Consider the following 21486-nt stretch of genomic DNA (forward strand, 5'->3'; position numbering starts at 1 on the left):
GAGGTGTAGAGCACATCGGTCCATGTTGTATCGCTGTATCGGCAGGTCACGCTAACCCCTTGTGGATAACTGTTTTTCATGCTGTTTACGCACGCCTCGTTTTCATACGATTCATCCGTCAACAACGAGACGAGAAACAAAATGAGCAAAAAAACGAGCGCCCGCGATCATGCGAAAATGGCAAGCTTCCACACCGACCAACCACGCAATCGTGGCACTCGTGAACGAACAGATGCCGGAATGATTCACCCGATTGCCGCCTGTAGGGCGGCGATTGACGCGACCTTGCAAGAGGTAATCGCGCTGCCGCCTTGCTCGGCACATGCACAAGAGACCATCTCGAACGAGCCGCCCATCTTCACGACCCAATCGCGGAGGACCGCTGCCGGTTTTTTCATTGTTCGTTCCTTCGACGTCGAGGCGCGCAATGCGTAGAACTGTCGTCAATCGCGGAGCGAGCAGCCACTCTTTCCGGTGCAGAACGAAACGGGCGATTAGCCAAGGCTTGCGGCAGCGTCGTGCTGAATGCGCTTTTCGAAAGTTCATGGCAGCGGTGTTGGATCCGCGTCGCCCTCGGCCTTGCGAACTTCCGCCGGATTGAGCGCACGAAACGCGACCATCCAGGATTCAGGGATGTGATTGCTGCTTGCCCATTGCGAGATGCGGCCTTTACTTAGCCCAGTTATGTCCATCACCCGGCGTCGGCCGCCCATTGCCTCAATCACTTTGGTCGCGTTCATGGGCAACAGTATAGAACGCTAAACTAAACCGTGACAAGCTTTCTAAACCGAATATGGTTTAGATTCTTAAACTATGACGCTCAGTGAACGTATCCAAACTATCCTTGACGAAACCGGCGTAGACAGCGTCACGCTCGGCCATCATGCTGGTGTCTCAAAGGGCACCGTAAGCCAGTGGCTATCCGGTCAAATCAAGTCCATTAAGCTCGAGTACGCGGTCGGCATCCAAAACGCGCTCGGCTATAACCCGGTATGGATCGTCATGGGCAAAGGAAACAAGAAAACTCCGGGGATTGAGCACAATGAGATTGAATGGAACCCGTTACCAGTTGCCCCTAGTCGTTCCATCCCGGTACTAGGCATGGCGCAGCTCGGAGATAACGGATACTGGGCCGATATCGAATATCCCGTCGGACAAGGCGACGGTTTTGTTGACTTCCCGTCGTCGGATCCAGATGCATACGCGCTGAAGTGCACCGGAGACTCGATGCGGCCGCGCATTAAAGACGGCGAATACGTGATCATCGAGCCGAACAGGGTTGTCGAACCTGGCGATGAGGTTCTTGTGAAAGCAACCGATGGTCGGGTGATGATCAAGGAATTGGCCTACTCGCGGGCAGGTCGCGTACACCTGCTCTCGACAAACGAAGCACATGCCACGATCGCCATTCCGAAAGAGAACATTAGCAAGATGCATTATGTCGGGGCGATTGTGAAAAAATCGTCGTGGAGACCTGGATAAGGCTCCCCGCGTACCCGAAGCCCGCGCTAAGCGGGTTTTTTTTCGTGCAGCGTACTGAACAGTTTAGATTACTTGACTGACTGAAGTTTAGCGTTCTATACTTCATCACGTTTTCCATCGGAGGAACGTGATGAACAGCTACCGCTGCTACTACCTGATGAAAGGCGAAGAGCCGAGCCCGCTCTCTTCCTTTATCCAGATCCAGGCCCCTGACGCCGTCAGCGCGGCTCAACAGGCAATGCACGTCACTGGCTGCGTCGCCGTGACTGACGTCGTTCGTGTGCCAGGCTGAGCTATGACGCGCGCACGCTCGAACAATCAGCAGAAGACCTTGCCGATTTGGGCGATTTGGATCATCGCTGCGCTCGCCAGTTTCGCTCTGGCCGCCGTCAATTCGGAAGGTGACGTCGCCTCGACGGCGCGTTTCGTATCGGCGCACCGGACCTGAGGCGAGCGATGGATAAGAGTTCGCTGCCCCGTCACTTGCTGCGCGTCGAATGGCAACTGCTGCATATGGTCGGCAGCTTCGACTCCGCCATCCAGAAGCCCGAGGTACGCCGCACGCTCGAGTCCTCTGCGCGCGCCCGCGAACTGCGGGAGGAAAAACGCGCACGTGAACGCGGTGACGTGAAGCGTCGCGCAAGTGGCGACTACGACGACTGACCATGACTCGATATCACGTCCGTTGTCGCCACTGCGCGACTCGCCGCTGTCTGCGCAAACACCCCGACCAGTTCGCCCGTTTGCCGCGCTGCTCCGTTTGTGGCCGGCGCACCTACCGGCTCGACCGCTGGATGAACCGGCGCGATACGACGAAGACGCGGTGCGATTGCGAGGGTTACTGGTTTCCGCATCGCCAGAGCTCTCTTTTCTGCTGGTATCGCAGCGACGGCACCGGCCGCTTCCCCGGCGACACAGACTTCGCCGACCGCAACTACGACGGCCTCGCGGCCTGATGACCAACCATGGCAAACATATCGCAACTCGCCGGCATGCTGCCGCGCGACCCCAGGTTTCGCGAGTGGCTGTCGGCGGCATCACAGGTCGAACAGCTAACGGCCGAAGAAGCGGCGGAAATCATCCGCGCCGTTTGCAGGATCGACAGTCGCCGGGCGCTAGCGACCGACAAGGCTGCGGCGGAACGCTTCCATAACCTTCTGCGCCGCCCGTTCGTCGAATGGCGCTTAAAGCAGCACTGACTCTCAACCTTTCCGGAGATAGGCAAATGTCCCTTTTTGCATCGCTGTATCCGCTTGCCCAGAAAACGACGCTCACGCTGCTGATTACAGCCGAAGGCGACCAGTTGCGTGTGAACGTCACGCCACGCGCTAAGGATGACGCCAAAGGCGAAAAGACACTCTATCCGCTGTCGATCCTCGCAACTCCTGATGAGCTCGATCGCGATTTCGCCGAGGCTGTCGCGATCTACGAGCCGAGTACGCAATCGGTACTCGATCAGGCACGCGCAGCGAGCGCGGCCAACGGCGCCACGAAATCGACGCCCGCACTGCCGGCACCTACTGCGACCAGGGGCAAGCCGGGTCGCAAGGCGCGCAGCGAGTCGAACGGGAACGCCGACGTCAGGCAACCGCCTGCAACAAATGGCGCTAACGCCGAGGAGTTGCCACCGGTCGATCCGCGCCAGACCTCCATTCCCGGCATCGACAGTGACGCGGGCAGTGCAACGCCGCACCAGCCCGCAACCGGCGGCGCGGCCACGGCTGCGGCCGAACCCACAAGCGCCGCGGCCGGCGCTGACGCAGTCGACCTTTTCTGAGGAGCGGGCAGATGCAAACCGAAGCACTCGCACGGGAATTTCGCTACAACGGCGCCAAGTTGACCGACCCCTCACCCGCGTTCACGCTCGCGCAGGTTCGCGACTTCTACGCGAACACCTATCCGGAAATCGTCAATGCCGAGATCGAAGGCCCCGACGTCATCGGCAACAGGAACGTGTTCACGTTCCGCCGCGCTGTCGGCACGAAAGGCGCGCCGGACGAGCAGCTGGACGTGCGCTCGAAAATCGGCATCCTCCTGGATTCGAGCAGGAATATGCCGCCGCCGATCCGCACATACGTGCAGGAACTCGACCGCTTTGCGAGCGCGCACGTATGTCCGCTTCTCGACGAAGAAATCGTATTCGTCGGCGCACTGTTCGCCCGGTACGCAGGGTAACAGCCATGACGCTTGAACAGTTGCGCCTCGAATTGCAGCGCGGCACGCTCGGCGGACCGGATATTCCGGCCATTACGAGCGATGCGCTCGGCGGCCAACTTGTCCGGAACCTGCGCGAGATCGTGACCGGCCGCAGCGCCGGCCCGCGACTCCAGGTGCCGCACGAACAGATGCCGGTGCTGCCATGAGTTTCTCGGCTCTCGCCTTGCCGTCGCTCGACGGCATCCCGTCCCGGTACACGGTGCAGAGCGGTGACGCGTTCATACGCCCCTTCGCGCTCGCGCTGCTCGACAACGGCGTCATCACCGAAGCGGACCTCGCGCGCCGACCATCGTCGGAAATCGTGCTTTGCTCGAAAGCATTGACACGGAACTGGGGCGAAATCACTGGGCAACTGACCCGCTTCGACTGGAATCTTCGCATCGAACAGGACCAGCACCGCGCCCTCGACGGGTTTTATTGGCAAAGCTCGCGCGAGACCGATCCGGATGCCGTTTGGGCACTGATCGGCACGCAGCAAGGTCCGTTCAGTTGCGCGCAGGTATGTGTGGGCCCCGCGATCGAATATCTCGAAAGTCTGCGCCGGGGACTTGGTCAAACCGTGCTAGCTGCGCTGTACGACGTGCTCGATCTGCTCCCGCTCGTGTGCACAACGCGTGTGGCCATCGGCATCGCCGAGTACACCTACTGGCAGGGCTACGACAACGAAGAAGATGCGATCGACGAAGCGATGGCGGTATATGGCGCCAGCTCGAAAGACGAGCTTCTCGCAAACAACGAGTTCGTCACGGCCAGGCAGATCTATGGCCGGATGCCGCGATGGGTTCGCCAGCCCAAACGCGCGCTTTCTCGCGCGCGGGTCGAGCGGGCCGCAAAGCCCGACGCATTTGCGCAGGCCGTCGTTAAGGCACTCGACGAATTGTGGCAGGTGCTGCAGTGGTGCGGCCCGTTTGCCGATCTTTCCTCGCCCGACGCTGGTGCCGAGCTTGTCGATTTCTCGTTGATAGTCCGCTGGTCGGAAGACGATTCGGTCGGCCGGATCATCGGCGACTACGGTCACTACGCCGCCGAAGGCGACCACATCCCGGCGGCGTCCGTTACCGGCTTGCGCCTTTCTGACCGTTCGATTTCCACGTGGCTGCAGCAGATGCGGGCGACCGCGATGCTGGCGCGCGCCGCGGAACGCGTGCTCGATCTGCTCGGCTCAATGGAATTCGAACAGCAACAAACTCTTGTGCGGGTGTTCGCATGAACGATGTCGCTATTCATCATCGCGGAAACGTTGACCTCGAGCTCGACGCCGCGCTGCTCTTTTACCGCTCAGCCAGCGGAGAGGTCTATGCGACCCAGCATGCAGCACGCGTCGTGAACGATCGACCTGTGCTGCTGCCGGGCGTGCCGATGACGCTCGAAAGTCTTGCGGATTTTGCGGAACTGGCGGCCAGGCGCACCACGTACCGCGGTTTCGTTCACGAGCGCGTTGTCTATTTCGCGCCGAATCTGCTCGCGTGGTGGGTGCCCGCCGGCAAACGTCGCGTCTGGTTTGAAGCTGATGGCAAGCTCGGCAACCGGTCCGGCGAATGCAACCACCCGCCACTGCTGTTCATCGTGAACAAGCGCAGCTGGTCTGTATTCGCACTGCGCAACGACGAGCGACCCGGGGCAGCTACGAAGCTGTATCGGGCGCCCTATTTCAACGTGTGGGAAACCGGACAGATCTGCACTGGCAATGTCGACACGCCCGATGCAATCAACAGCGACAGCATCAAGCCTTACGAAGATGCGTTCTTTCGCAGCCGGTTCACCCATGCGAACACCGACAGGCTGATTCGCAGACGCGGCGGTGCCGTGCGCCTGTGGCTGGACCTCCTCGACGGCGCCGAATTTCCCCTCCACCAGCTGGTTGACACGACACGCACGCTCGCGGATGTCGTCAGCACCCTTACCGAAAAGGATTGAACCATGGAAAAGTTGCTCACCGCGTTCCAGAGCGCAACGCAGGAAGGACTGAAAAACATCGCCGGCGCCCTCGAGAAATTCTCGCAAGGCGTTGCAGAAGAACTGGCCCGCGCGCGGCCGCGCGCGATCGCCGCGGACGGGAACGATGAAAACCTGCCGCTCGACGCCGCACTGTTCGACAGTGCGCCGACTGTCGCCGTGCCAAAGCATGCGAAGTTTGCTCCGCTGACGGATGTCGGTCACCGCTTTCTCATGACCGCGCAGGGCGTATTCATTGAAGTGCGCCGCCCCTGGCTGCATGTCATACAGCAACTTGCGAAACACAACGATGCGGGCCCGCGACCGCCCTACGGCGACGTTGAACCGACGATCGAACTCGCGTTCGGCCGTCTCGGCGCCGCGTTGCCATTCCTGCAGGCGTTCGCCGAGGAGGCGCGCGCGTCCCTGCCGAATGAACATGCCGCCTGGATTGTGTGGGACCAGCAAAAGCAGCAACTCGCATACAAGGCGCTGCACGTCTCGAACGCGACGCCCGGGTCGATCACCTTCGACCGGCCGCTGCTCGCGGCGCACGAGAGCCTTGCGATCGATATCCACAGTCACGGCGACGGTGCGGCGTACTTTAGCGCACAGGATGACGCCGACGATGCCGGCGAAGTGAAGATTTCGGGCGTACTCGGCGGCCTCGGCGAAGGCGGGGTTCCAAGCGTTGCATTCCGTCTGTGCGTGCTCGGCATGTTCGTGCCGCTGAAGGTTCCGTCCGACGCCATTTTCAAGGTCCCGGAGCCGGTGTGAACGAACTGGACATCGCTCAATACGCGGCACGCGCCGCGAACTGGGAATCACGCCGCTACTTCGTGCGCGAGCTCGAGGTCGTGCATGTGCGCCCGCGCCACGTCGCCGACGCACCGTGGAGACTGTTCGCTCCGCTGCAGAGCGACTCGGACGCGGCAGAACTGGCAGCCGCGGCACGCATCGACGTCAGCCATCACGATGAGTATGTCGCCGCGATAGCGGGCGTTGGCTCGATGCGGATCTTCACGCATGACGACATCGACGTCGACAGGCTGTCCGACTGGGACTGCGCTGAGCGATGCCGCGCGATGCGCCGCGCGATTTCCGAATGCGCCGCGTTCATCGGGCGCGATCTCGGTCCCCTGTGGTGGAGAAAAGCATGACACACATTACCCCCGCCCACGTTCTTGATCGCCGCGTGAATATCGCGCTGATCGGCTGCGGCGGCAACGGTTCCCAGATGCTGACTGGCCTCGCGAGATTGAATCACGCGCTAACCGCACTCGGACATCCCGGCTTGCACGTGACCGCGTTCGACGGCGATACGGTTAGCGAGGCAAACATCGGCCGACAGATGTTCAGCCCGGCCGATGTCGGGCAGTACAAGAGCGCGGTCCTGGTTCATCGACTGAATGCGTTCTTTGGCCTCGACTGGCACGCGCGACCGAAACATGCCGGCGCCGACGAACTGGTTCATGTCGGGCCCGGCATCGCGATCGTGTGCGTCGACAGCGCAGCTTCGCGCGCCAAGCTGGCAAAGACGTTGAAGAGCACTGCGACATACGTGATGGATCTCGGCAATCGCGCGAGCGACGGTCAGGTGATCTTTGGTTCGAGCCGATCGGCCCAATGCGAAGGCAGTGCATCGCTGCGCTGGCCGTACGACGTGCTGCCGGAATTGATCGATACGACGGTACCGGAAGATGATGCGCCGAGTTGCGGACTCGCCGAAGCGCTCGAGCGGCAGGAGCTTTTCATAAATCAGGCGATCGTCACGCCGGCGCTTGGGATCCTGTGGGAGTTTTTCCGCCATGGGAGGCTCAGCTGGTGCGGCGCATTCGTCAACCTGAAAACCGGGCACGTTAGACCGCTGCCTGTTGATAACTTGCCGGGGCACGCCGAGGCGACAAATGCCGCCTGATCTAATCAGGCGGCGATTATACCGGCCGTTGACCGCAGCAGCACAACAAATTCTTGAAACCATACACAAACCCTGGGAGGTCAAATGAAAGTAAGGTTGGATGAATGGCTAAAACGCGAGTTCGATCCTCCGCCGGCGATCCGTACAGCGCGCCTTTGGATCAACGCAGGAAAAATCTTTCCCACGCCGGTGAAAGTCGGCCGCTCCTACTACGTCGAACAGAACGCGGTCTTTCAGGACGGCACAGTTCGCCCACGCCTTGCACAACGAATTCCACAATAACTATGGCAGCACGACCACGCATTCGGCGCCGCGCCAACTGGCCGGCCAACATGCACGAACCACGCCCCGGCTATTACACCTGGCGCGACCCGCGTGACGGCAAGACGTATGTCCTCGGGCGCATCGACCTCGCACTCGCGATCTTTGAAGCGCAGGAGGCGAACGCCAAGGCCATAGGTGGCAAAGTAACAAAGAGCCTTGCTGATCGGCTGGACACGCCGCGCGAGACTATCGGCGATCTATTGGACAAGATGCCCATTGGCAAGGCAAAGCCCGAGACGGTGCGCCACAGGAAGTACGTGGATTCCGCGATTCGCGACGAGATCGGGAAAGTCCCGTGCGCGGCTCTGACGACGAAACACGTCGCCGACATGCTGGAGAAGGTTGAAGCGCGCGGCAAAATGCAATGGGCTGTTCACATCCGCAGTCGCATGCGCGCCGTGTGTCGCCGGGGGATGGCGCTTGGCTGGATGGACAAGAACCCTGCCGACGCGACCGACAAGGCAAAGGTTACGGTGAAGCGCCGACGACTGACGTTCGAGGAGTTCCAGGCGATCTACGAGAAGGCGCCGCAGGTTGCGCTATGGCTGCAAAATGCGATGCTGCTGGCGCTCGTTTCCGGACAGGACCGTTCCACGATAGCTCGCTGGGAGCGCAGCTTCCAACAGGACGGCCATGCTGTGCTGACGCGCGGCAAGACAGGCGTGCGCATCGCGATCCCGCTTGAATTGCGCATGGACGTGCTCGGGATGTCGCTCGCCGACGTAATTGCGCGCTGCAGGTCCACGGGGATCGTCAGCAAATACCTGGTTCACCACATCAGGCCAAACGTGAACGCGCCCAAAGGCGCGGCGATCAAGATCAAGACCTTCACATCGAAGTTCAAGGAAGCACGCGACCTCGCCGGCATCACGGGCGACGACGCGCCGACCTTCCACGAAATGCGTAGTCTCACGAAACGACTTTACATGGAACAGGGCGGTGTCGACACCAAAGCGCTACTTGGGCATATGACAGACGCGATTGCTGACCTGTATGCAAATTCGCGTGGCCTTGAACCTCTGAAGGTTAAGATCAGCACAAGGTGACTAGGGTGGGGGGCGCTGGTATCAGGCGCATATGGATGCGTCACGTAGTGAGCCATAGTCGTGCCGCAATTAAGGTCCCAATTGACCCCCACTACAGCCCTTCGGCGTTCTTCTTAGAAGGAGACATTCGGTTGGAGCTGCCATATTTCAAGTTTCGTAATCTTGTGCACCAAAGCAAGCTTGTAGCATCATTTCGCGGTCGCTTGGGTCTTCAAGTCTCGCGCGATCAGCTGAACTTGGCTTCCTACGCACATCGCAACATCCAGCGCGAACTGAACGCTCTCCTTGATATCCTTTTTGGCGCCCGTACCGTCAAGAAAGTCAAGGGCAAATCTGAACCTCTCCTCATGCGAAGGGTGCGATTCACTTTGTGCACGAACTTCATCGAAGAGGATTGATTTGACCTGTTCGCAAGTCCGAAGCGCATAGAACAGCAAGAGAGGGCCAATCAGCTGAAATGCAAATGCATTGCCCTCGCGCACACCATACGCCGTCGAGATGGCTAGACCAACTGCGTCGCAATCAAGCTCGTGGCTCTTGGAATCTTGTCCCGGACGCATGCCGGAGGTTTCAGGATAGGCCTCGTGCCCCAGAAAGTGGCCGACCTCATGTCCAACGATGAAAATTTCCATAGCCTCGACAAGCATCACGCGAACGCCCAGCAGTTCCTGAGGCTGCTTCAACGGGCCAAAGCCCAGTAGTGAATCGAAGAAGGCATAGCGCAACGCAAGTCGGGCAGCATCGACGAGCACCCGGCCCTGCCGCAGTTTCGCAATGGCAACATCTGGCGACGCTCGTTTTTCAGCGGGTAACTCACCTACCTCGGCGATTGCGGAGGAGAATATCTTTGACCAATAATTACAGAAGACAAATGTTCCTTGTCCTGCGAAGAGAAGGTGTTCACCAGAGGACGGCATGGCTGCAGCAGACGGTTCGAACCCGGGTGAGTTGACAAACTTGACTGGGTTGCGGAGCGCAAATCCATCGTCTTCGCAGATATCGAGTGCCTTTCTAACAAGCGGCTCAAAAATTTGCTTGGCGAAGAAGTTGTCATACTCGCCTTGATCTTGGTGTGTAAGGACGGCCGTCGCAAGCGCTTCTCCGTCCGCCTTTCTGCTGACCGACAGGTATTGCTCGGCGAGCGCCGATCGATTCGCATCAAACCAAGCTTTATGTCCCTGCCAGAAGCCATCCCCACCATCAGGCAATAACTGGCGTTGAAAATACTCTATGTAGCGTTGACGCTCTAGATCGTCCATGCGGGGTATTCGAATTCAGGGGTTAGAATGACAGGCGCAACCAAGCGATACCATTCCGTAATACGCTTTCGGTTACCTCCCCGTCTTGGCACCGGGGTCGCTAACGGGTGCCGACGATTTAACTGACGAAGTCGAACGTCTCAAGTTGGCCGAACTCGGAATCTGCTCCGATCGACGCACGGCATGCCCGCCGCGAACTGCGAACTTCGGTTGCCGACCCTTTCGGCCGATCGCGAGTTCGGCCCCCTGCAGCAGCTTCCAACCGCTTACCGGACATGCGCCTTGAGGCTAATTGCGACCAGACTGAAACCAGGCGTGTTCGAAGAACGGATCGCGCGATCCCGTCATCAGCCGATGTCCCGTAAGTAGGGCCTTCAATAACGACTCTGCTGTCCGTGCGGCAAGCAACACGTGCTCAACGAAGAAAACGTTATGGAAAAGAAAATTGTCAAACAAATTGATCTTTGAGTCGCTCGGTTGGAGCGCCGAAAACTCGGTATAGCGTAATTGTAAGATCTTCATTTGCTCGTTAGCCTCTTCGAGGCCGGCCTGTTGTTCACGGGTCAGCGATTGGCTTGGACTCAATGAAATCTGGCGAAACGACTCCAGCATGTTTCGAACGATTGCCCCATCGTGTAGCCCCCCGTAGTCAGCGAGCGAGATGACGCATTTGATGATCCGCCGGCCGTTGAGACTCAGCTTGGTTCCATCGGCAAATCGCAACTCCCCGCTTCGAAGCAAGGTAAGTTCGTGTCTTGCCAACTGATTGACGCCGCGCACCACTCCACGGGCCAGATCAATGGCCAGTTGCAGATCATTCCCGGCGTTTGTCTTGCGCGTCAACCCTTTCTTTTTCAGTTCAAATAGCGCAACGATTTCAGGAGTCTCGAGGATTAGGTCGATATCACCACCTTTCGTCCCTTTTGGGCCAGCGACCTCGGCACGGCGGCATTGAATAGCAAACTGCGTCATGCGATTCAGCATCTGCGCTTCAAACGCCACTCCAATTTTGCTACTTATACCTTTGTCCACCTTTGCATAGACGCTGACCAATCGTGCGAAGAACGCAGGCCCAAGAAACGGTCGCGGCGCAATCCAATACCGATCATCCGACGCTTCGGCAAGGGCGCACTCACGTGTATCAGCAAGGATGGCATCGGACGGCACGCGATAGCTGCGATTTGGAGCGAAGAGAACGAAAGCGTCGAGAAGTGCATCACTCGCGGAGCGGCCGACGCCCTGCGTCAGAAGTCGTCGCAACTGAGAACGTTCAATGAAGTTGGAAGCGACGTTCGAGGAAGAAAGGGATAACAATGTCCGCCAAAGCACGATTGCGTCATTGAGCACCCATCCACCAACTGGGATAGTTCTGCCCTTCGAGACCTCCTCAAACAAATCGCCCATGAGGCGCTCCATCTGCGCAGGATCGCATTGCGGAATGGTAAACAGTTCGTCGTATAGAACGACCCGCAGAAGCATCTCCAAAACGCGGCTTGGATACGGCGGAAACATCGTTTCGTAAGTCGAGAAGGGCTCAACCTCGTAAAGCGCTGCGAGATGAGTTGCTGCCTCGCCTATCGAAGCTGGTGTCGCTAAAGCTCGGCCGCGAATGCGGCGACGACCCAGCGCCTTGATAGCTGTCCGGTATAAATGCCCATAGGGCAAGGATCGATCCAACTTTCGCCCCATCATATCCGGCGTCGGATGAAGATGGACGCGGCGGATAACTGGATCGAATCGTGAAGACAGCCATTCATCCATATACTTCATTGCGACAGTGTCCCCGAGGGCCATCAGTGGACCTGCCACCGTGGCCGCAAGCGCGGACCAGACACCGCTCGATTGGACGAAAATCTGATCGCCGTACAGATCTACGTTGATATTTCTAGCATTGAAAAAACCAACTGCGTGAGCGAATGTTACATCTGCCGCTTGGGGCCGAAATGTTGCGCTCGATTGCGGGTCTTTACGTTCGTTGTAACTCAGTGCAATCCAAATAGCATCGACCCACCTTTCATCAGTCGCAGAAACAGTGGGGATTAACAGCTTCTGCCGCAGCGCGTCCCTGAGGATATGTGCAACAGAAAAGTATGGTTCTTGAGGCGTGTGGGCAAGCAGGCTGGACAAAATAATTTCTTTCGCCAATGCACCTAGTTCGCTGTCTATCGCTCCGTTTATTGGGCGGCGAGCCTCCGGCACGTCCGACGGCGAATCCGCGAGCTTTGACACAATTCCGTCGAATGCATCGGAATGGAACATGTAACGCCCTGCAGGCGGAGGGGGCCGGACCGACGCTGCATCTACTGCATCTCGAAACTCTAGCCACTTCGGAAACCGGTGAGTTCTTGTCGTTTTCATTAAGCGAAGTCTGCGCGGTAAATTTCCTCCGCGTATGATGCCGCAAAACAGCCGTCCTGTTTCGTAAGGCCGATTAATCGGCTTCCACGCGTGCATGCGAGAGTCGGCAGAACGCACTTCTTGAATCAACTTCTCCCCGCTGTTGGACACGCTCACCGTTAGAGATTGAGTTTTCAGTTGCGGACGTGACGCGCGTGATATTTGGCGACGGTCCACTATTAAGTGCGCCTCCGCCATTGAATTGTTCAAACCAACTAGCCCATCAACGGCTGGAAATGAGACCGCACCCGGTCCCATGCCGAACTTCCGTAGACGACCGTTTGAGTCACTCAGTCAGCACGGGCGGCGGTCCGCTGTCTCGCCGATATGAGACATTCACACGCAGCGCTGCAGTCACTAGCATCAGTACGCCCCATTCAGCGGGATAGCGCGCGAATCAGAGGCTCGGCTCGGTTTGCGGGTCAGCCGCGAGTTCCGGATCTCGGAGAGCAGCTTCCAGTACACGCCTGCCCATTTCGATCTGGTCGGGGGCGGCGAACGTGGCGATGCCGGGAAATGCGAGGTTGACGTTTTCGAGAATCGATTGCGCGGCAGAGTCATCCGCAACCTTTTCCGGGAAGACAGCGATAAACCATGCCTGAAAGGCTTGCACCTCTACAGGACCACCCTGCCGAAGCCGTATGTAATCTTCCACCGCCAGGAACAGGATGGCGGCAGCGTCAGACTCACGCAATTCGACCGAACTATTAGGGTTCGGGTCTTGTTTGGCGTGCTTGAAGAAGTTTCGACACGGCTCGTTGATGTAGTAACTGAGCGTGTGTCCGGCTGGCAAATTTTCGCGCGCCTGCTTCGAGAAGCTCTGCACGCCCGCGCTCGTGCAGAGCACGTCGATGACCTCCCATGCATTCGATGCCAGCGAGTAAACGGATACGCGGTCGCCGCCGTCGAAGAAAAGGCGAATGGCAGTAATGAGTTGCCTTCGGGCGGCGTCAATCTTTGTCACACGCATGTTCGTCTACTCCTGCACGTGTAGCTTGTGGAAAAGTTCGACCATCGCTTGGCGGTACGCATCAGAGTCTTCCTCGTGCACCTGGGGATGCGCGTGCTGCACCATGTAACCGGCCATCATATGAGTAATCGCATTTGCCTCGGTCCTGACCCACTCTGCGAGTTCGATGACGGGTGCATAGTCGGCGGCGTTGCTAGTCTCGGGCCACGGCCAGCCGTGATGCATGAACCATCGGTGCATCAACTCGTTCCGACGCTCTATCAGGGTGTTTAGCCGGTCCTCCAGATCCGTCGCAATCTGCCCTCTATCGGAGAGCGCCTTGACCACGTTCGCAGATGCCGTTTTATATTTTTTCTCGTCGATCATGCCGCCCGACGCCTCGCGATAAACCTCGTCCGTGATCATCTTGAAGCCTTCGTGGACCGACACGAAAGTCACCTCGAACATCTGCATCGCGATTACCGCGCGCCCGATCGCCGCGTAAGCCTGCTCCATTTCACGCTCTCCCGGTGGTGAACCAGCGCGGGAATTGTACAGGCGAGCCGAGCAGCCGCGTCAGGCAGGCCCTTCTCTGGCACGCATGGGAAGAAAGGCTTGCCAATGTGTTCGGCGTCCACCGGCAGACTGTCGCCGAACACGCCGATCAAGATCGACACGGCGCTACTTTAGCCGGACGGCGACGCAGACCAACCAGATTCGCAGATCAGGCCTTGGCAACGCCTCAGACCACCTCCGAGCGCAGCGAATCGTCACTGGGAGTTTTGAACGAATTTTGAACAAATATTAAACAGCCCTTGCTGGATAAGGCTTTGCGGGCGACGGGAAATGTCGAAATGGTACGGCCCCACGTCGAAACTCGCCACGCTGGAGCGATCGGGATACGCGCGCCGCAGCAGCGCTCCGACGCGCTCCCGGAACTCGGCTGGGCGCAGCGGCAACGCGACGTAATCGTCCGCGCCGCCGGAGAGGGCTCGCACCATGCTTTCCTCCGACGTCTCCCGCGAGGCGAAGATGACCGGCAACCGGTCGCCGCCGACCGCCCGCACCGACCTCAGCACCTCCGCACCGGACAGGCGCGTGCCGTGCCAGTCCAGCACCAGCAGATCCACGGTGGAACGGGCGAGCGCTTTCGACATGGCAAGGCCGTCATCGTAGGCCATGCACGTATGGCCCGCGCTGAGAAGAACTGTTTCGATGGACTGACGCATGACCGGGTCACGCTGAAGAATGGCAATGCGCATGGGGGATGACTCTTAACTGATAGCTCGGACGCGATTCTCAGAGGCAGGCCCGTTCCATCCCATAGGAACAATCCTAATTTACATATCTATCGACGCCGCCCGACAACTCCATCCCGCAACTCCTACAAGCTGCCGCAACGTTTCCCAGTGCGCAGAGCCGGAACTCCGTGGCGAAAACGCCCGTCCCCGCGGAACTTTCTCAATCGAATTAAGCACTTCCCGAGGCGAGCGACTTTCATCCTGTAAAATCCCCGCCTGGCCAAAGTCGTCATCGCGCCCCCTATCCGGGCCGGCGCGCCGGTGTCCCGTGCTCTACCCAGCGCCTACCACACTTCTCGCCCGACGACCGCCGTATTTCCACGCGCCACGTGTGGCTCACCATTCAAGACAACGACATAGCAATGCAAGCGACAAATCTGGGTGGAGCGCAGGCTGCCACCCCACGCCCTCTTGGGCGCAGCGATTACAAGACGCTCGGCCTCGCCGCCCTCGGCGGAGCGCTCGAGTTCTACGACTTCATCATCTTCGTGTTTTTCGCGCCGGCGATCGGTCAGCTATTCTTCCCGGCCGCGATGCCGGAGTGGCTGCGCCAGGTGCAAACCTTCGGGATCTTCGCGGCGGGCTATCTGGCGCGGCCGCTCGGCGGCATCATCATGGCGCACTTCGGCGACCTGTTCGGCCGCAAGCGCATGTTCACGCTGAGCGTGCTGCTGATGTCGGTGCCCACACTGATGATGGGCCTCCTGCCCACCTACGCGAGCATCGGCGTGCTGGCGCCGGTGCTGCTGCTGTTGTTCCGCGTGATGCAAGGCGCGGCGGTAGGCGGCGAAGTGCCGGGCGCCTGGGTGTTCGTCTCCGAGCACGTGCCGCAGCGGCATATCGGCTATGCATGCGGCACGCTGACGGCCGGTCTCACGGCCGGCATCCTGCTGGGCTCCTTGATCGCCTCGGCGGTCAACCGCAACTTCGCGCCGGCGGAGATCTCCGCGTATGCGTGGCGCCTGCCGTTCCTCGTGGGCGGCGTGTTCGGCATGTTCTCCGTCTACCTGCGCCGCTGGCTGCATGAAACGCCGGTCTTCGCCGAACTCAAGCAGCGCAAGGCGATCGCCGCCGAAGTGCCGCTCAAGGCCGTGCTGCGCGACCACGGCCGCGCCGTGATCGTCTCGATGCTGCTCACGTGGATGCTGTCGGCCGCGATCGTCGTGGTGATTCTGATGACGCCGACGCTGCTGCAAAAGCAGTTTCATGTCGCGCCGGCCACCGCGCTGCTGGCGAATTGCGTGGCGACGCTGTGCCTGACGATCGGCTGCGTGATGGCGGGCTCGATCGCCGGCCGCATCGGCGCCGGTCGCACGATCTTCATCGGCGGACTCGCGCTGGCGGTCACGTACTACGTGATGTTCCAGCAACTCGCCGTCGATACGTCTGCACTGGTGCCGCTCTACGCCGCGGCCGGCCTGTTTGTCGGCGTGATCGGCGCGATTCCGTTCGTGATGGTCAAGGCGTTCCCGCCTGTCGTGCGGTTTTCGGGCATTTCGTTCTCGTATAACGTCGCCTATGCGGTGTTCGGCGGCCTCACGCCGATCGCCGTCTCGCTGATGATGAAGTCCAATCCGATGGCCGCGCCGCTGTATGTGGGAGCGATCTGCATTCTCGGCGCACTGACCACGCTGTTTATCAAGGACGCAGCGCCGCAAGCTCGCTGAGCGGGCTGGCGGTCGACGCGACTTGACCCGTGAAAAAAACGACCCCCGCGATGCGCGCGCATTGCGGGGGTCGTTTTTCAATGGCAAGGCTGCGGCAACACGACGGAGCGGCCAAAGAACCGCTGCGCCGCGCCGCGGCTTACAGCGACGCTTCCTGAATCGTGCCGGTATCGATCGCGCGTTCGATCAGCCCTTCGCTTTGCGCCTTCGTGATCGCATCGGCGATCAGCTTGTCGGGCTCCTCGATCTCCGCCTTGAGCGTGCCGATGAGGCCGGACGCATCCAGCACGACGAGTGTTTTCGCCGAATCAGCCAGGCTGATGATGACCCGATGAGGCGTGGGCCCTTCGCCGAGGCTCGCGCACAACTGCATCACCTTGCCGCCAATGGTTTGCTCGAAACTCTGAATCATTGTTTGCTCCCTTGGTTGCAGCCAGAATCGATGGCGTCGGGCGCCCGCCGCCCGGGCTCCCGTATCAGAGCCCCAGCCCGCCGCGCGGCGCACGTGCGCCGTCGATGCTGATACGGCCCGCGCCGGTCACGAACAGCAGCAGGAAGCCGCCGGCGATTCCGATGTTCTTCCAGAAATGGATCACCATGTCGCGCTGCAAGGCCGGATCGGTGACGTTCCAGAAATCGTGGCCCAACACCGCCGTCGCCACGGTATAGACGGCCATGATCACGGCAAGCGGACGCACCTTGAAGCCGACGATCAGCAAGAGGCCGCCGAGCGCCTCGACCACGGTCGCGATCGGCGCGGCGATCTGCACGAACGGCACGCCCTTCGAATGCAGGTAGCCGACGAAGCCCGCATAGCCCAGCAGTTTCATCACACCGCCCCACAGAAACAGCACGGCAAGGGCGATACGTGCGATGAGGATAACGCCGGAATCGACGGGACGCGCCATGAGAAGCTCCTATAAATGAATAAGCAGCAGACCCGGTCAGGTTGCCGCAGTTCCCCGCCTTGCACCTGAGGATATGTGCATTACCCGCCTTTTCCAAGCTCGGGCGGGGCCGAGCGGCGCCCGCTGTATTGGAGCGCAGGCGATTACCGAGGCGCATCCGGCGCAAGCAGCACGCCCTTGGTGAACACGAAGCAACCATAACCGCGCTCCTCGCCCGTGGCGATCACGCAATAGGCTTTGCGCGCCCGCTCGTAAAAAGCGAACCGTTCAATCGACGCAAACGGCACCTCCCGCCCTTCCGCGGCATTGACCTCGGTCTGCGCCTCGCGCTGCACCGCCGGAATCGTCTGCGGCTCGCCGACCACTTCCATCCGCGAGGCGGGATGTTCGATGAACGTATCCAGCGGCATCACCGACAGCACCGCGCGAATCGCGCGCGGCGCGCTCACGCCGTCGAGGCGAAGCAGGTTGCCGAGCACACTCTCGCGGGCGACCGAATCGCCCGGAAAGTTCGCGTCGCAAATCACCAGTTCGTCGCCATGGCCCATCGAGCGCAACGCATGCAGCACATCGGCATTCAGCAGCGGGTCGAGATTCTTCAGCACGGTGTCTCCTTGTAGTTCGATTGGCGGCTGGCCGCCCGGTTTTAAACAACAGTCGATTCTTTATGCAGCGACCGCTTCACGCCCGCGTTCGGGTCTCGCCGATACGACCGGCGCTCGACGAGAACGGAACAGCGCCGCGGATTGCATTCGGGCGATCGATTGTAGCAAGCAACTTTGCGTCCATCCGCGCAAAGCCGCGCGAGACGCCGCACCGCCACCGCAGCCAGCCGACCAGCGCCAGCAGCACGAGGCCCGCGCCGCCCAGCACCGGCTCGCGCCACGCGAGCAAGGCGGTGAACGTGAACGCGCGCGCGCCGGCGAGCAAGGCGAAACCGGCGATGGCGCTGCACAACGCGTCGACGGCGCACGACAGGCGCGCGAACGCGACGACGGTTCGGACGGCCGTGGCGGCAGCGGGCTCAAGCATGATCGTCTCCGTGAAAAGATGACGCCGGTCAGGCCGCGGCCGGCACCTGGTCGAGGAAACCGGTGACCGCCTGCAGGCGGCCATGCGCATCGACCACGCCGAAATCGGAACCCTTGACGATCGCCTCGCCCGCGGGCGTGGTCAGTTCCCAGGAAAAACGCAGCCGGTTCGCGAAGCCGTCGACCTCGGTCGTGCGGCGAAACGTGTGATGCGGGAAGCGTTCATGCACCGCGCGGATCATCGCGTCGATGCCGTCGTGGCCCGCGCCCGCCAGCAGCGGATCACGATAGTCGGCATCCGCGGCCCACGTCGCGGCGATCAACTCGCGACGGCGCGCGCCATCGGTTTCATTCCATGCGTCGAAATAACGGTCGATCGGATCGGTATGCGCATTCATCTCAGACTCCTTCATGGGTAGCGACTGAGCACTACGCTCGGCAAACACGTTGTATGCGGCGGGCTCGGAGTGAAGATTGGCGGCTCGCGCGCGGCGCGTCGATTACGTGCGAGGTAATGGATTGCCAGCGCGGTTTGGCTATCATCGTTGGCATGAATACGCTCTCTCTTGCGCAAACCGCCCCGTCGACTCCGCCGACGGCCAGCCGCACGGTCGGCGATCTGCTGCGCGAATGGCGGCAGCGGCGAAGAATGAGCCAGTTGCTGCTCGCGGCCGAGGCCGATATTTCGACGCGGCATCTGAGCTTCGTCGAATCAGGCCGCGCGGTGCCGAGCCGGGAGATGGTCATGCATCTGGCGGAACGGCTCGACGTGCCGCTGCGTGCACGCAATGCGCTGCTGATCGCGGCGGGTTATGCGCCGTTGTTCCGTGAGCGTCCGCTCACCGATCCCCAGTTGGCCGCCGCGCGCGAGGCCGTCGAACTGGTGCTCAAGGGGCACGAGCCGTATCCGGCGCTCGCCATCGACCGTCACTGGACCATCCTTGCCGCCAACAGCGCGCTCGCGCCTCTGGTGGCGGGCGCAAGCGCGGAGCTGCTGAAGCCGCCGGTCAATGCGCTGCGCCTGAGCTTGCATCCGGAGGGGATCGCGGCTTCCATCGTCAACTGGCATGCCTGGCTGGAACACGTGCTGGCCCGGCTGCAACGTCAGATCGACGTAAGCGGCGACGACACGCTGAGCGCGTTGCGCGACGAGTTGGCGGGCTATCCCGCGCCGCCTGGCGCGCAGGCGATCGACCCCGACCCGGCCATCAATCAGATTGCCGTGCCGCTGCGGCTACGCACGCCGCTCGGGCTGCTGTCGTTTTTCAGCACCACCACCGTATTCGGTACGCCGGTGGACGTGACGCTATCGGAGCTGGCGATCGAAGCGTTTTTTCCAGCCGACCAGCAAACCGCGGCGGCGTTGCGCGAGTTTGCCGAAAGCCAGCGCGCCCAGGCGGCGCCTTAGTCGTGGTTTGATCCCGCAACACCGCCGAAACCGGGCAATGCGCGCCGGTCACGACCACCCGATTCGAACAACCGTTCACGGAGATGCACTTGAACAATCACGCCGTGCTGATACGCCAACTCGCACTGGCCGACCGCGACGCCTACTTCGAACTTCGCCTGCGCGGACTGAAGGCGCATCCGGAATCATTCGGCCAAAGCTACGCGGACGCGCTGGCAAGAGGCGCGGCGCAACACGACGCCATGTTGGAAGGTTCGCGCGCGGCCGACGGTGATTTTCTGCTGGGCGCTTACGCATCGGCCGGCGCACCGCTCGTCGGCGTGGTCGGAATGCGGCGCAACCCGCGCGACAAGGAGCGGCACAAAGCCGCCGTGGTCGGCATGTACGTCGCGCCGGAAGCCGCTGGGCGTGGCGTTGGGCGCGCGTTGCTCGACGAGTTGCTGGCGCGTGCGGCGCGAATAGAAGCTTTGCGGCAAGTCCAACTCATGGTCGGCAGCCGCAACGAGACGGCGCGCAAGCTCTATGAGTCGCTCGGCTTTCGGAAATACGGATGCGAAGTCGCCGCGCTGAATGTCGACGGCGTATTTCACGACGCCGATTTGATGGCGCGGTTCATGTGAGCCGTCGCTGTCTCGAACCGGCGGCGCGTGATCTGACCTCCTCTTGCCCTAACAGACCGGCTACGGCTGACATCCAGGCCAGGGCGAACGGCCCGTCATGGACGGCCGACGCGGCCGCTGTTCCCGGCCCCGCAGTCGAGCAGGTTCGACCGGCCGGCCCCAGGATGTTACGAAAAAAGTTACAAACTCGGCCTGGTTTGTAACCAGGGCCGCGACGATCTGTTACATCTGTGATTGGTCCCCCACCTCCGAAAACGTGCGGTATTTATTACATCTCAGCAGCTCGCCCTTCTGCTTTTTCTTTTCCAGGCGCGCTTAAATCGGCGAGATCGCCCCACACTTATCGTGTGCTCAGACGAAAGCTTACAAGTCCTGTTCTATAAGGGTTTTCAGGGACCAGACGAAGGTCGCCCCAGCCCAAAAATGTGCATAACGGCTTCTATTACGAGCCCGTGAAAAAATTACCTGAAATTGAAGTATCTTTTTAGCGATATTTTTTCGAGAAGGGATTGATTTCTTGTTTTGCCCTTCATACAATTCGTCCCAAGCTGTTACGAAATGTAACGCGATGTATCAAAAAGTCGCCATCTGTATCAAGACATGTAGCCGGAGGTCATCGTTTCCGGCGAGGCATAAAAGAGAAAACGGCAAAAAGCCGGCATGGTAATTCGGGGCTTCGGAAACAGAGAAAATGGACCGTAGCAGCGAGACGCTGGATTCAATCCGCGAGATCAACTTGTCGTACATCATGCTTGCGCAGCGCATGTTGCGCGAGGACAAAGCAGTCGGGATGTTCCGGCTGGGACTGTCATCGGAACTGGCCGATCTGCTTGGCGGGCTGTCGCTCGCGCAGGTCGTCAAGCTGGCCGCTTCCGATCAGCTTTTGTGCTTCTTCCGCTTCAACGACCACGCCATGTTGTCGGCGTTGACGCAAACCACGAAGCACGCAGCAGTTGCTCCGACTCACGCGGCAATCCTGCTTGCGGGCCAGCCCGCCGAGCAGTTCGCTTAATCGAGGTGACTG

Annotated in this window: 30 protein-coding genes and 1 pseudogene; 20 read left to right on the forward strand and 11 right to left on the reverse strand. The window is 60.3% G+C overall.

Going from position 1 to position 21486, the window contains the following annotated elements; all coding sequences use genetic code 11:
* Positions 1 to 141: 141 nt before the first annotated feature.
* Positions 142 to 435: a hypothetical protein gene (locus tag BUE39_RS18185; RefSeq protein WP_143031948.1), complete on the forward strand. Its 294-nt coding sequence runs from the start codon at positions 142 to 144 to the stop codon at positions 433 to 435.
* A gap of 107 nt (positions 436 to 542) precedes the next feature.
* Here the strand turns inward: BUE39_RS18185 and BUE39_RS34260 are convergent, their stop codons facing one another.
* Positions 543 to 740, reverse strand: a complete 198-nt coding sequence (locus BUE39_RS34260; protein ID WP_143031947.1) for a hypothetical protein — start codon at positions 738 to 740, stop codon at positions 543 to 545.
* Between the two features lie 73 nt (positions 741 to 813).
* On the opposite strand from BUE39_RS34260, the gene BUE39_RS18190 reads away from it, so the two are divergent.
* The 15 genes from BUE39_RS18190 to BUE39_RS18255 all read left to right on the forward strand — a co-directional run bounded on the left by BUE39_RS18190 (position 814) and on the right by BUE39_RS18255 (position 8922).
* The gene (locus tag BUE39_RS18190) at positions 814 to 1482 is read left to right on the forward strand and encodes a LexA family transcriptional regulator (protein ID WP_073430122.1); all 669 of its coding nucleotides are present in this window, start codon (positions 814 to 816) and stop codon (positions 1480 to 1482) included.
* A 130-nt stretch (positions 1483 to 1612) separates the two neighbouring features.
* The gene (locus tag BUE39_RS34890) at positions 1613 to 1774 is read left to right on the forward strand and encodes a hypothetical protein (protein ID WP_159442576.1); all 162 of its coding nucleotides are present in this window, start codon (positions 1613 to 1615) and stop codon (positions 1772 to 1774) included.
* A 164-nt stretch (positions 1775 to 1938) separates the two neighbouring features.
* Positions 1939 to 2145 (forward strand): hypothetical protein, encoded by a 207-nt coding sequence (locus tag BUE39_RS18195; protein WP_073430123.1) that lies wholly within the window; start codon positions 1939 to 1941, stop codon positions 2143 to 2145.
* A 2-nt stretch (positions 2146 to 2147) separates the two neighbouring features.
* Positions 2148 to 2438, forward strand: a complete 291-nt coding sequence (locus tag BUE39_RS18200; protein ID WP_073430124.1) for a hypothetical protein — start codon at positions 2148 to 2150, stop codon at positions 2436 to 2438.
* 36 nt (positions 2439 to 2474) lie between these two features.
* Positions 2475 to 2681, forward strand: coding sequence for a hypothetical protein (locus BUE39_RS18205; RefSeq protein WP_235004895.1), 207 nt, complete (start codon positions 2475 to 2477; stop codon positions 2679 to 2681).
* Complete coding sequence (locus BUE39_RS18210) at positions 2660 to 3259, forward strand: PRTRC system protein E (protein WP_084561433.1); 600 nt, start codon at positions 2660 to 2662, stop codon at positions 3257 to 3259. The genes BUE39_RS18205 and BUE39_RS18210 overlap by 22 nt, the downstream gene beginning before the upstream one ends.
* A gap of 11 nt (positions 3260 to 3270) precedes the next feature.
* Positions 3271 to 3657: a PRTRC system protein C gene (locus tag BUE39_RS18215; RefSeq protein ID WP_073430127.1), complete on the forward strand. Its 387-nt coding sequence runs from the start codon at positions 3271 to 3273 to the stop codon at positions 3655 to 3657.
* Positions 3658 to 3662: 5 nt separating this feature from the next.
* Positions 3663 to 3845: a hypothetical protein gene (locus BUE39_RS18220; protein WP_073430128.1), complete on the forward strand. Its 183-nt coding sequence runs from the start codon at positions 3663 to 3665 to the stop codon at positions 3843 to 3845.
* A 17-nt stretch (positions 3846 to 3862) separates the two neighbouring features.
* Entirely contained in the window at positions 3863 to 4909 is a 1047-nt protein-coding gene (locus tag BUE39_RS18225) for a PRTRC system protein F (RefSeq protein ID WP_159442577.1), read from the forward strand.
* The gene (locus tag BUE39_RS18230; protein ID WP_073430130.1) at positions 4906 to 5616 is read left to right on the forward strand and encodes a PRTRC system protein B; all 711 of its coding nucleotides are present in this window, start codon (positions 4906 to 4908) and stop codon (positions 5614 to 5616) included. Before BUE39_RS18225 ends, BUE39_RS18230 begins: the two co-directional genes overlap by 4 nt.
* 3 nt (positions 5617 to 5619) lie before the next feature.
* Positions 5620 to 6411, forward strand: coding sequence for a PRTRC system protein A (locus tag BUE39_RS18235; protein ID WP_073430131.1), 792 nt, complete (start codon positions 5620 to 5622; stop codon positions 6409 to 6411).
* Complete coding sequence (locus BUE39_RS18240) at positions 6408 to 6794, forward strand: hypothetical protein (protein ID WP_073430132.1); 387 nt, start codon at positions 6408 to 6410, stop codon at positions 6792 to 6794. Before BUE39_RS18235 ends, BUE39_RS18240 begins: the two co-directional genes overlap by 4 nt.
* On the forward strand, positions 6779 to 7552 hold the full coding sequence (locus BUE39_RS18245; protein WP_084561437.1) for a PRTRC system ThiF family protein: 774 nt from the start codon (positions 6779 to 6781) through the stop codon (positions 7550 to 7552). The genes BUE39_RS18240 and BUE39_RS18245 overlap by 16 nt, the downstream gene beginning before the upstream one ends.
* Before the next feature lie 84 nt (positions 7553 to 7636).
* Entirely contained in the window at positions 7637 to 7834 is a 198-nt protein-coding gene (locus tag BUE39_RS18250; protein WP_073430134.1) for an excisionase, read from the forward strand.
* A 50-nt stretch (positions 7835 to 7884) separates the two neighbouring features.
* Positions 7885 to 8922 (forward strand): phage integrase central domain-containing protein, encoded by a 1038-nt coding sequence (locus BUE39_RS18255; RefSeq protein ID WP_235004896.1) that lies wholly within the window; start codon positions 7885 to 7887, stop codon positions 8920 to 8922.
* A gap of 188 nt (positions 8923 to 9110) precedes the next feature.
* Here the strand turns inward: BUE39_RS18255 and BUE39_RS18260 are convergent, their stop codons facing one another.
* From BUE39_RS18260 to BUE39_RS18280, 5 genes and pseudogenes are all read right to left on the reverse strand, one after another.
* Complete coding sequence (locus BUE39_RS18260) at positions 9111 to 10181, reverse strand: hypothetical protein (RefSeq protein WP_073430136.1); 1071 nt, start codon at positions 10179 to 10181, stop codon at positions 9111 to 9113.
* 288 nt (positions 10182 to 10469) lie between these two features.
* Positions 10470 to 12440: a hypothetical protein gene (locus BUE39_RS34265; protein ID WP_143031946.1), complete on the reverse strand. Its 1971-nt coding sequence runs from the start codon at positions 12438 to 12440 to the stop codon at positions 10470 to 10472.
* A 535-nt stretch (positions 12441 to 12975) separates the two neighbouring features.
* The gene (locus BUE39_RS18270; RefSeq protein ID WP_073430138.1) at positions 12976 to 13548 is read right to left on the reverse strand and encodes a hypothetical protein; all 573 of its coding nucleotides are present in this window, start codon (positions 13546 to 13548) and stop codon (positions 12976 to 12978) included.
* A gap of 6 nt (positions 13549 to 13554) precedes the next feature.
* A complete protein-coding gene (locus BUE39_RS18275; protein WP_073430139.1) occupies positions 13555 to 14043 on the reverse strand; it encodes a hypothetical protein in 489 nt (162 codons plus the stop codon).
* A 320-nt stretch (positions 14044 to 14363) separates the two neighbouring features.
* Positions 14364 to 14789, reverse strand: a pseudogene (locus BUE39_RS18280) (response regulator transcription factor); the annotation flags it as partial.
* A gap of 401 nt (positions 14790 to 15190) precedes the next feature.
* On the opposite strand from BUE39_RS18280, the gene BUE39_RS18285 reads away from it, so the two are divergent.
* The gene (locus BUE39_RS18285) at positions 15191 to 16495 is read left to right on the forward strand and encodes an MFS transporter (protein WP_073430140.1); all 1305 of its coding nucleotides are present in this window, start codon (positions 15191 to 15193) and stop codon (positions 16493 to 16495) included.
* Between the two features lie 139 nt (positions 16496 to 16634).
* Here BUE39_RS18285 and BUE39_RS18290 read toward each other — a convergent pair whose 3' ends face one another.
* From BUE39_RS18290 to BUE39_RS18310, 5 genes are all read right to left on the reverse strand, one after another.
* Positions 16635 to 16907, reverse strand: a complete 273-nt coding sequence (locus BUE39_RS18290; RefSeq protein WP_073430141.1) for a hypothetical protein — start codon at positions 16905 to 16907, stop codon at positions 16635 to 16637.
* Between the two features lie 64 nt (positions 16908 to 16971).
* Entirely contained in the window at positions 16972 to 17403 is a 432-nt protein-coding gene (locus BUE39_RS18295) for a DoxX family protein (RefSeq protein ID WP_073430142.1), read from the reverse strand.
* 143 nt (positions 17404 to 17546) lie between these two features.
* Positions 17547 to 18008, reverse strand: coding sequence for an RbsD/FucU family protein (locus tag BUE39_RS18300; RefSeq protein WP_073430143.1), 462 nt, complete (start codon positions 18006 to 18008; stop codon positions 17547 to 17549).
* A 76-nt stretch (positions 18009 to 18084) separates the two neighbouring features.
* Positions 18085 to 18435 (reverse strand): hypothetical protein, encoded by a 351-nt coding sequence (locus BUE39_RS18305; RefSeq protein WP_235004897.1) that lies wholly within the window; start codon positions 18433 to 18435, stop codon positions 18085 to 18087.
* Between the two features lie 28 nt (positions 18436 to 18463).
* Positions 18464 to 18832 carry a nuclear transport factor 2 family protein gene (locus tag BUE39_RS18310; protein ID WP_073430144.1) on the reverse strand — a complete coding sequence of 123 codons (369 nt, stop codon included), beginning with the start codon at positions 18830 to 18832 and terminating at the stop codon, positions 18464 to 18466.
* Between the two features lie 152 nt (positions 18833 to 18984).
* Here BUE39_RS18310 and BUE39_RS18315 point away from each other — a divergent pair, with 152 nt between their 5' ends.
* The 3 genes from BUE39_RS18315 to flhD all read left to right on the forward strand — a co-directional run bounded on the left by BUE39_RS18315 (position 18985) and on the right by flhD (position 21474).
* Positions 18985 to 19842, forward strand: a complete 858-nt coding sequence (locus tag BUE39_RS18315; RefSeq protein ID WP_244143178.1) for a helix-turn-helix domain-containing protein — start codon at positions 18985 to 18987, stop codon at positions 19840 to 19842.
* 83 nt (positions 19843 to 19925) lie between these two features.
* The gene (locus BUE39_RS18320; RefSeq protein ID WP_073430146.1) at positions 19926 to 20462 is read left to right on the forward strand and encodes a GNAT family N-acetyltransferase; all 537 of its coding nucleotides are present in this window, start codon (positions 19926 to 19928) and stop codon (positions 20460 to 20462) included.
* Between the two features lie 691 nt (positions 20463 to 21153).
* Positions 21154 to 21474 (forward strand): flagellar transcriptional regulator FlhD, encoded by a 321-nt coding sequence (gene flhD, locus BUE39_RS18325; protein WP_073430147.1) that lies wholly within the window; start codon positions 21154 to 21156, stop codon positions 21472 to 21474.
* The last annotated feature ends 12 nt before the right edge of the window (positions 21475 to 21486 follow it).

The sequence above is a fragment of the Paraburkholderia terricola genome (assembly GCF_900142195.1).
GTDB lineage: Bacteria > Pseudomonadota > Gammaproteobacteria > Burkholderiales > Burkholderiaceae > Paraburkholderia > Paraburkholderia terricola.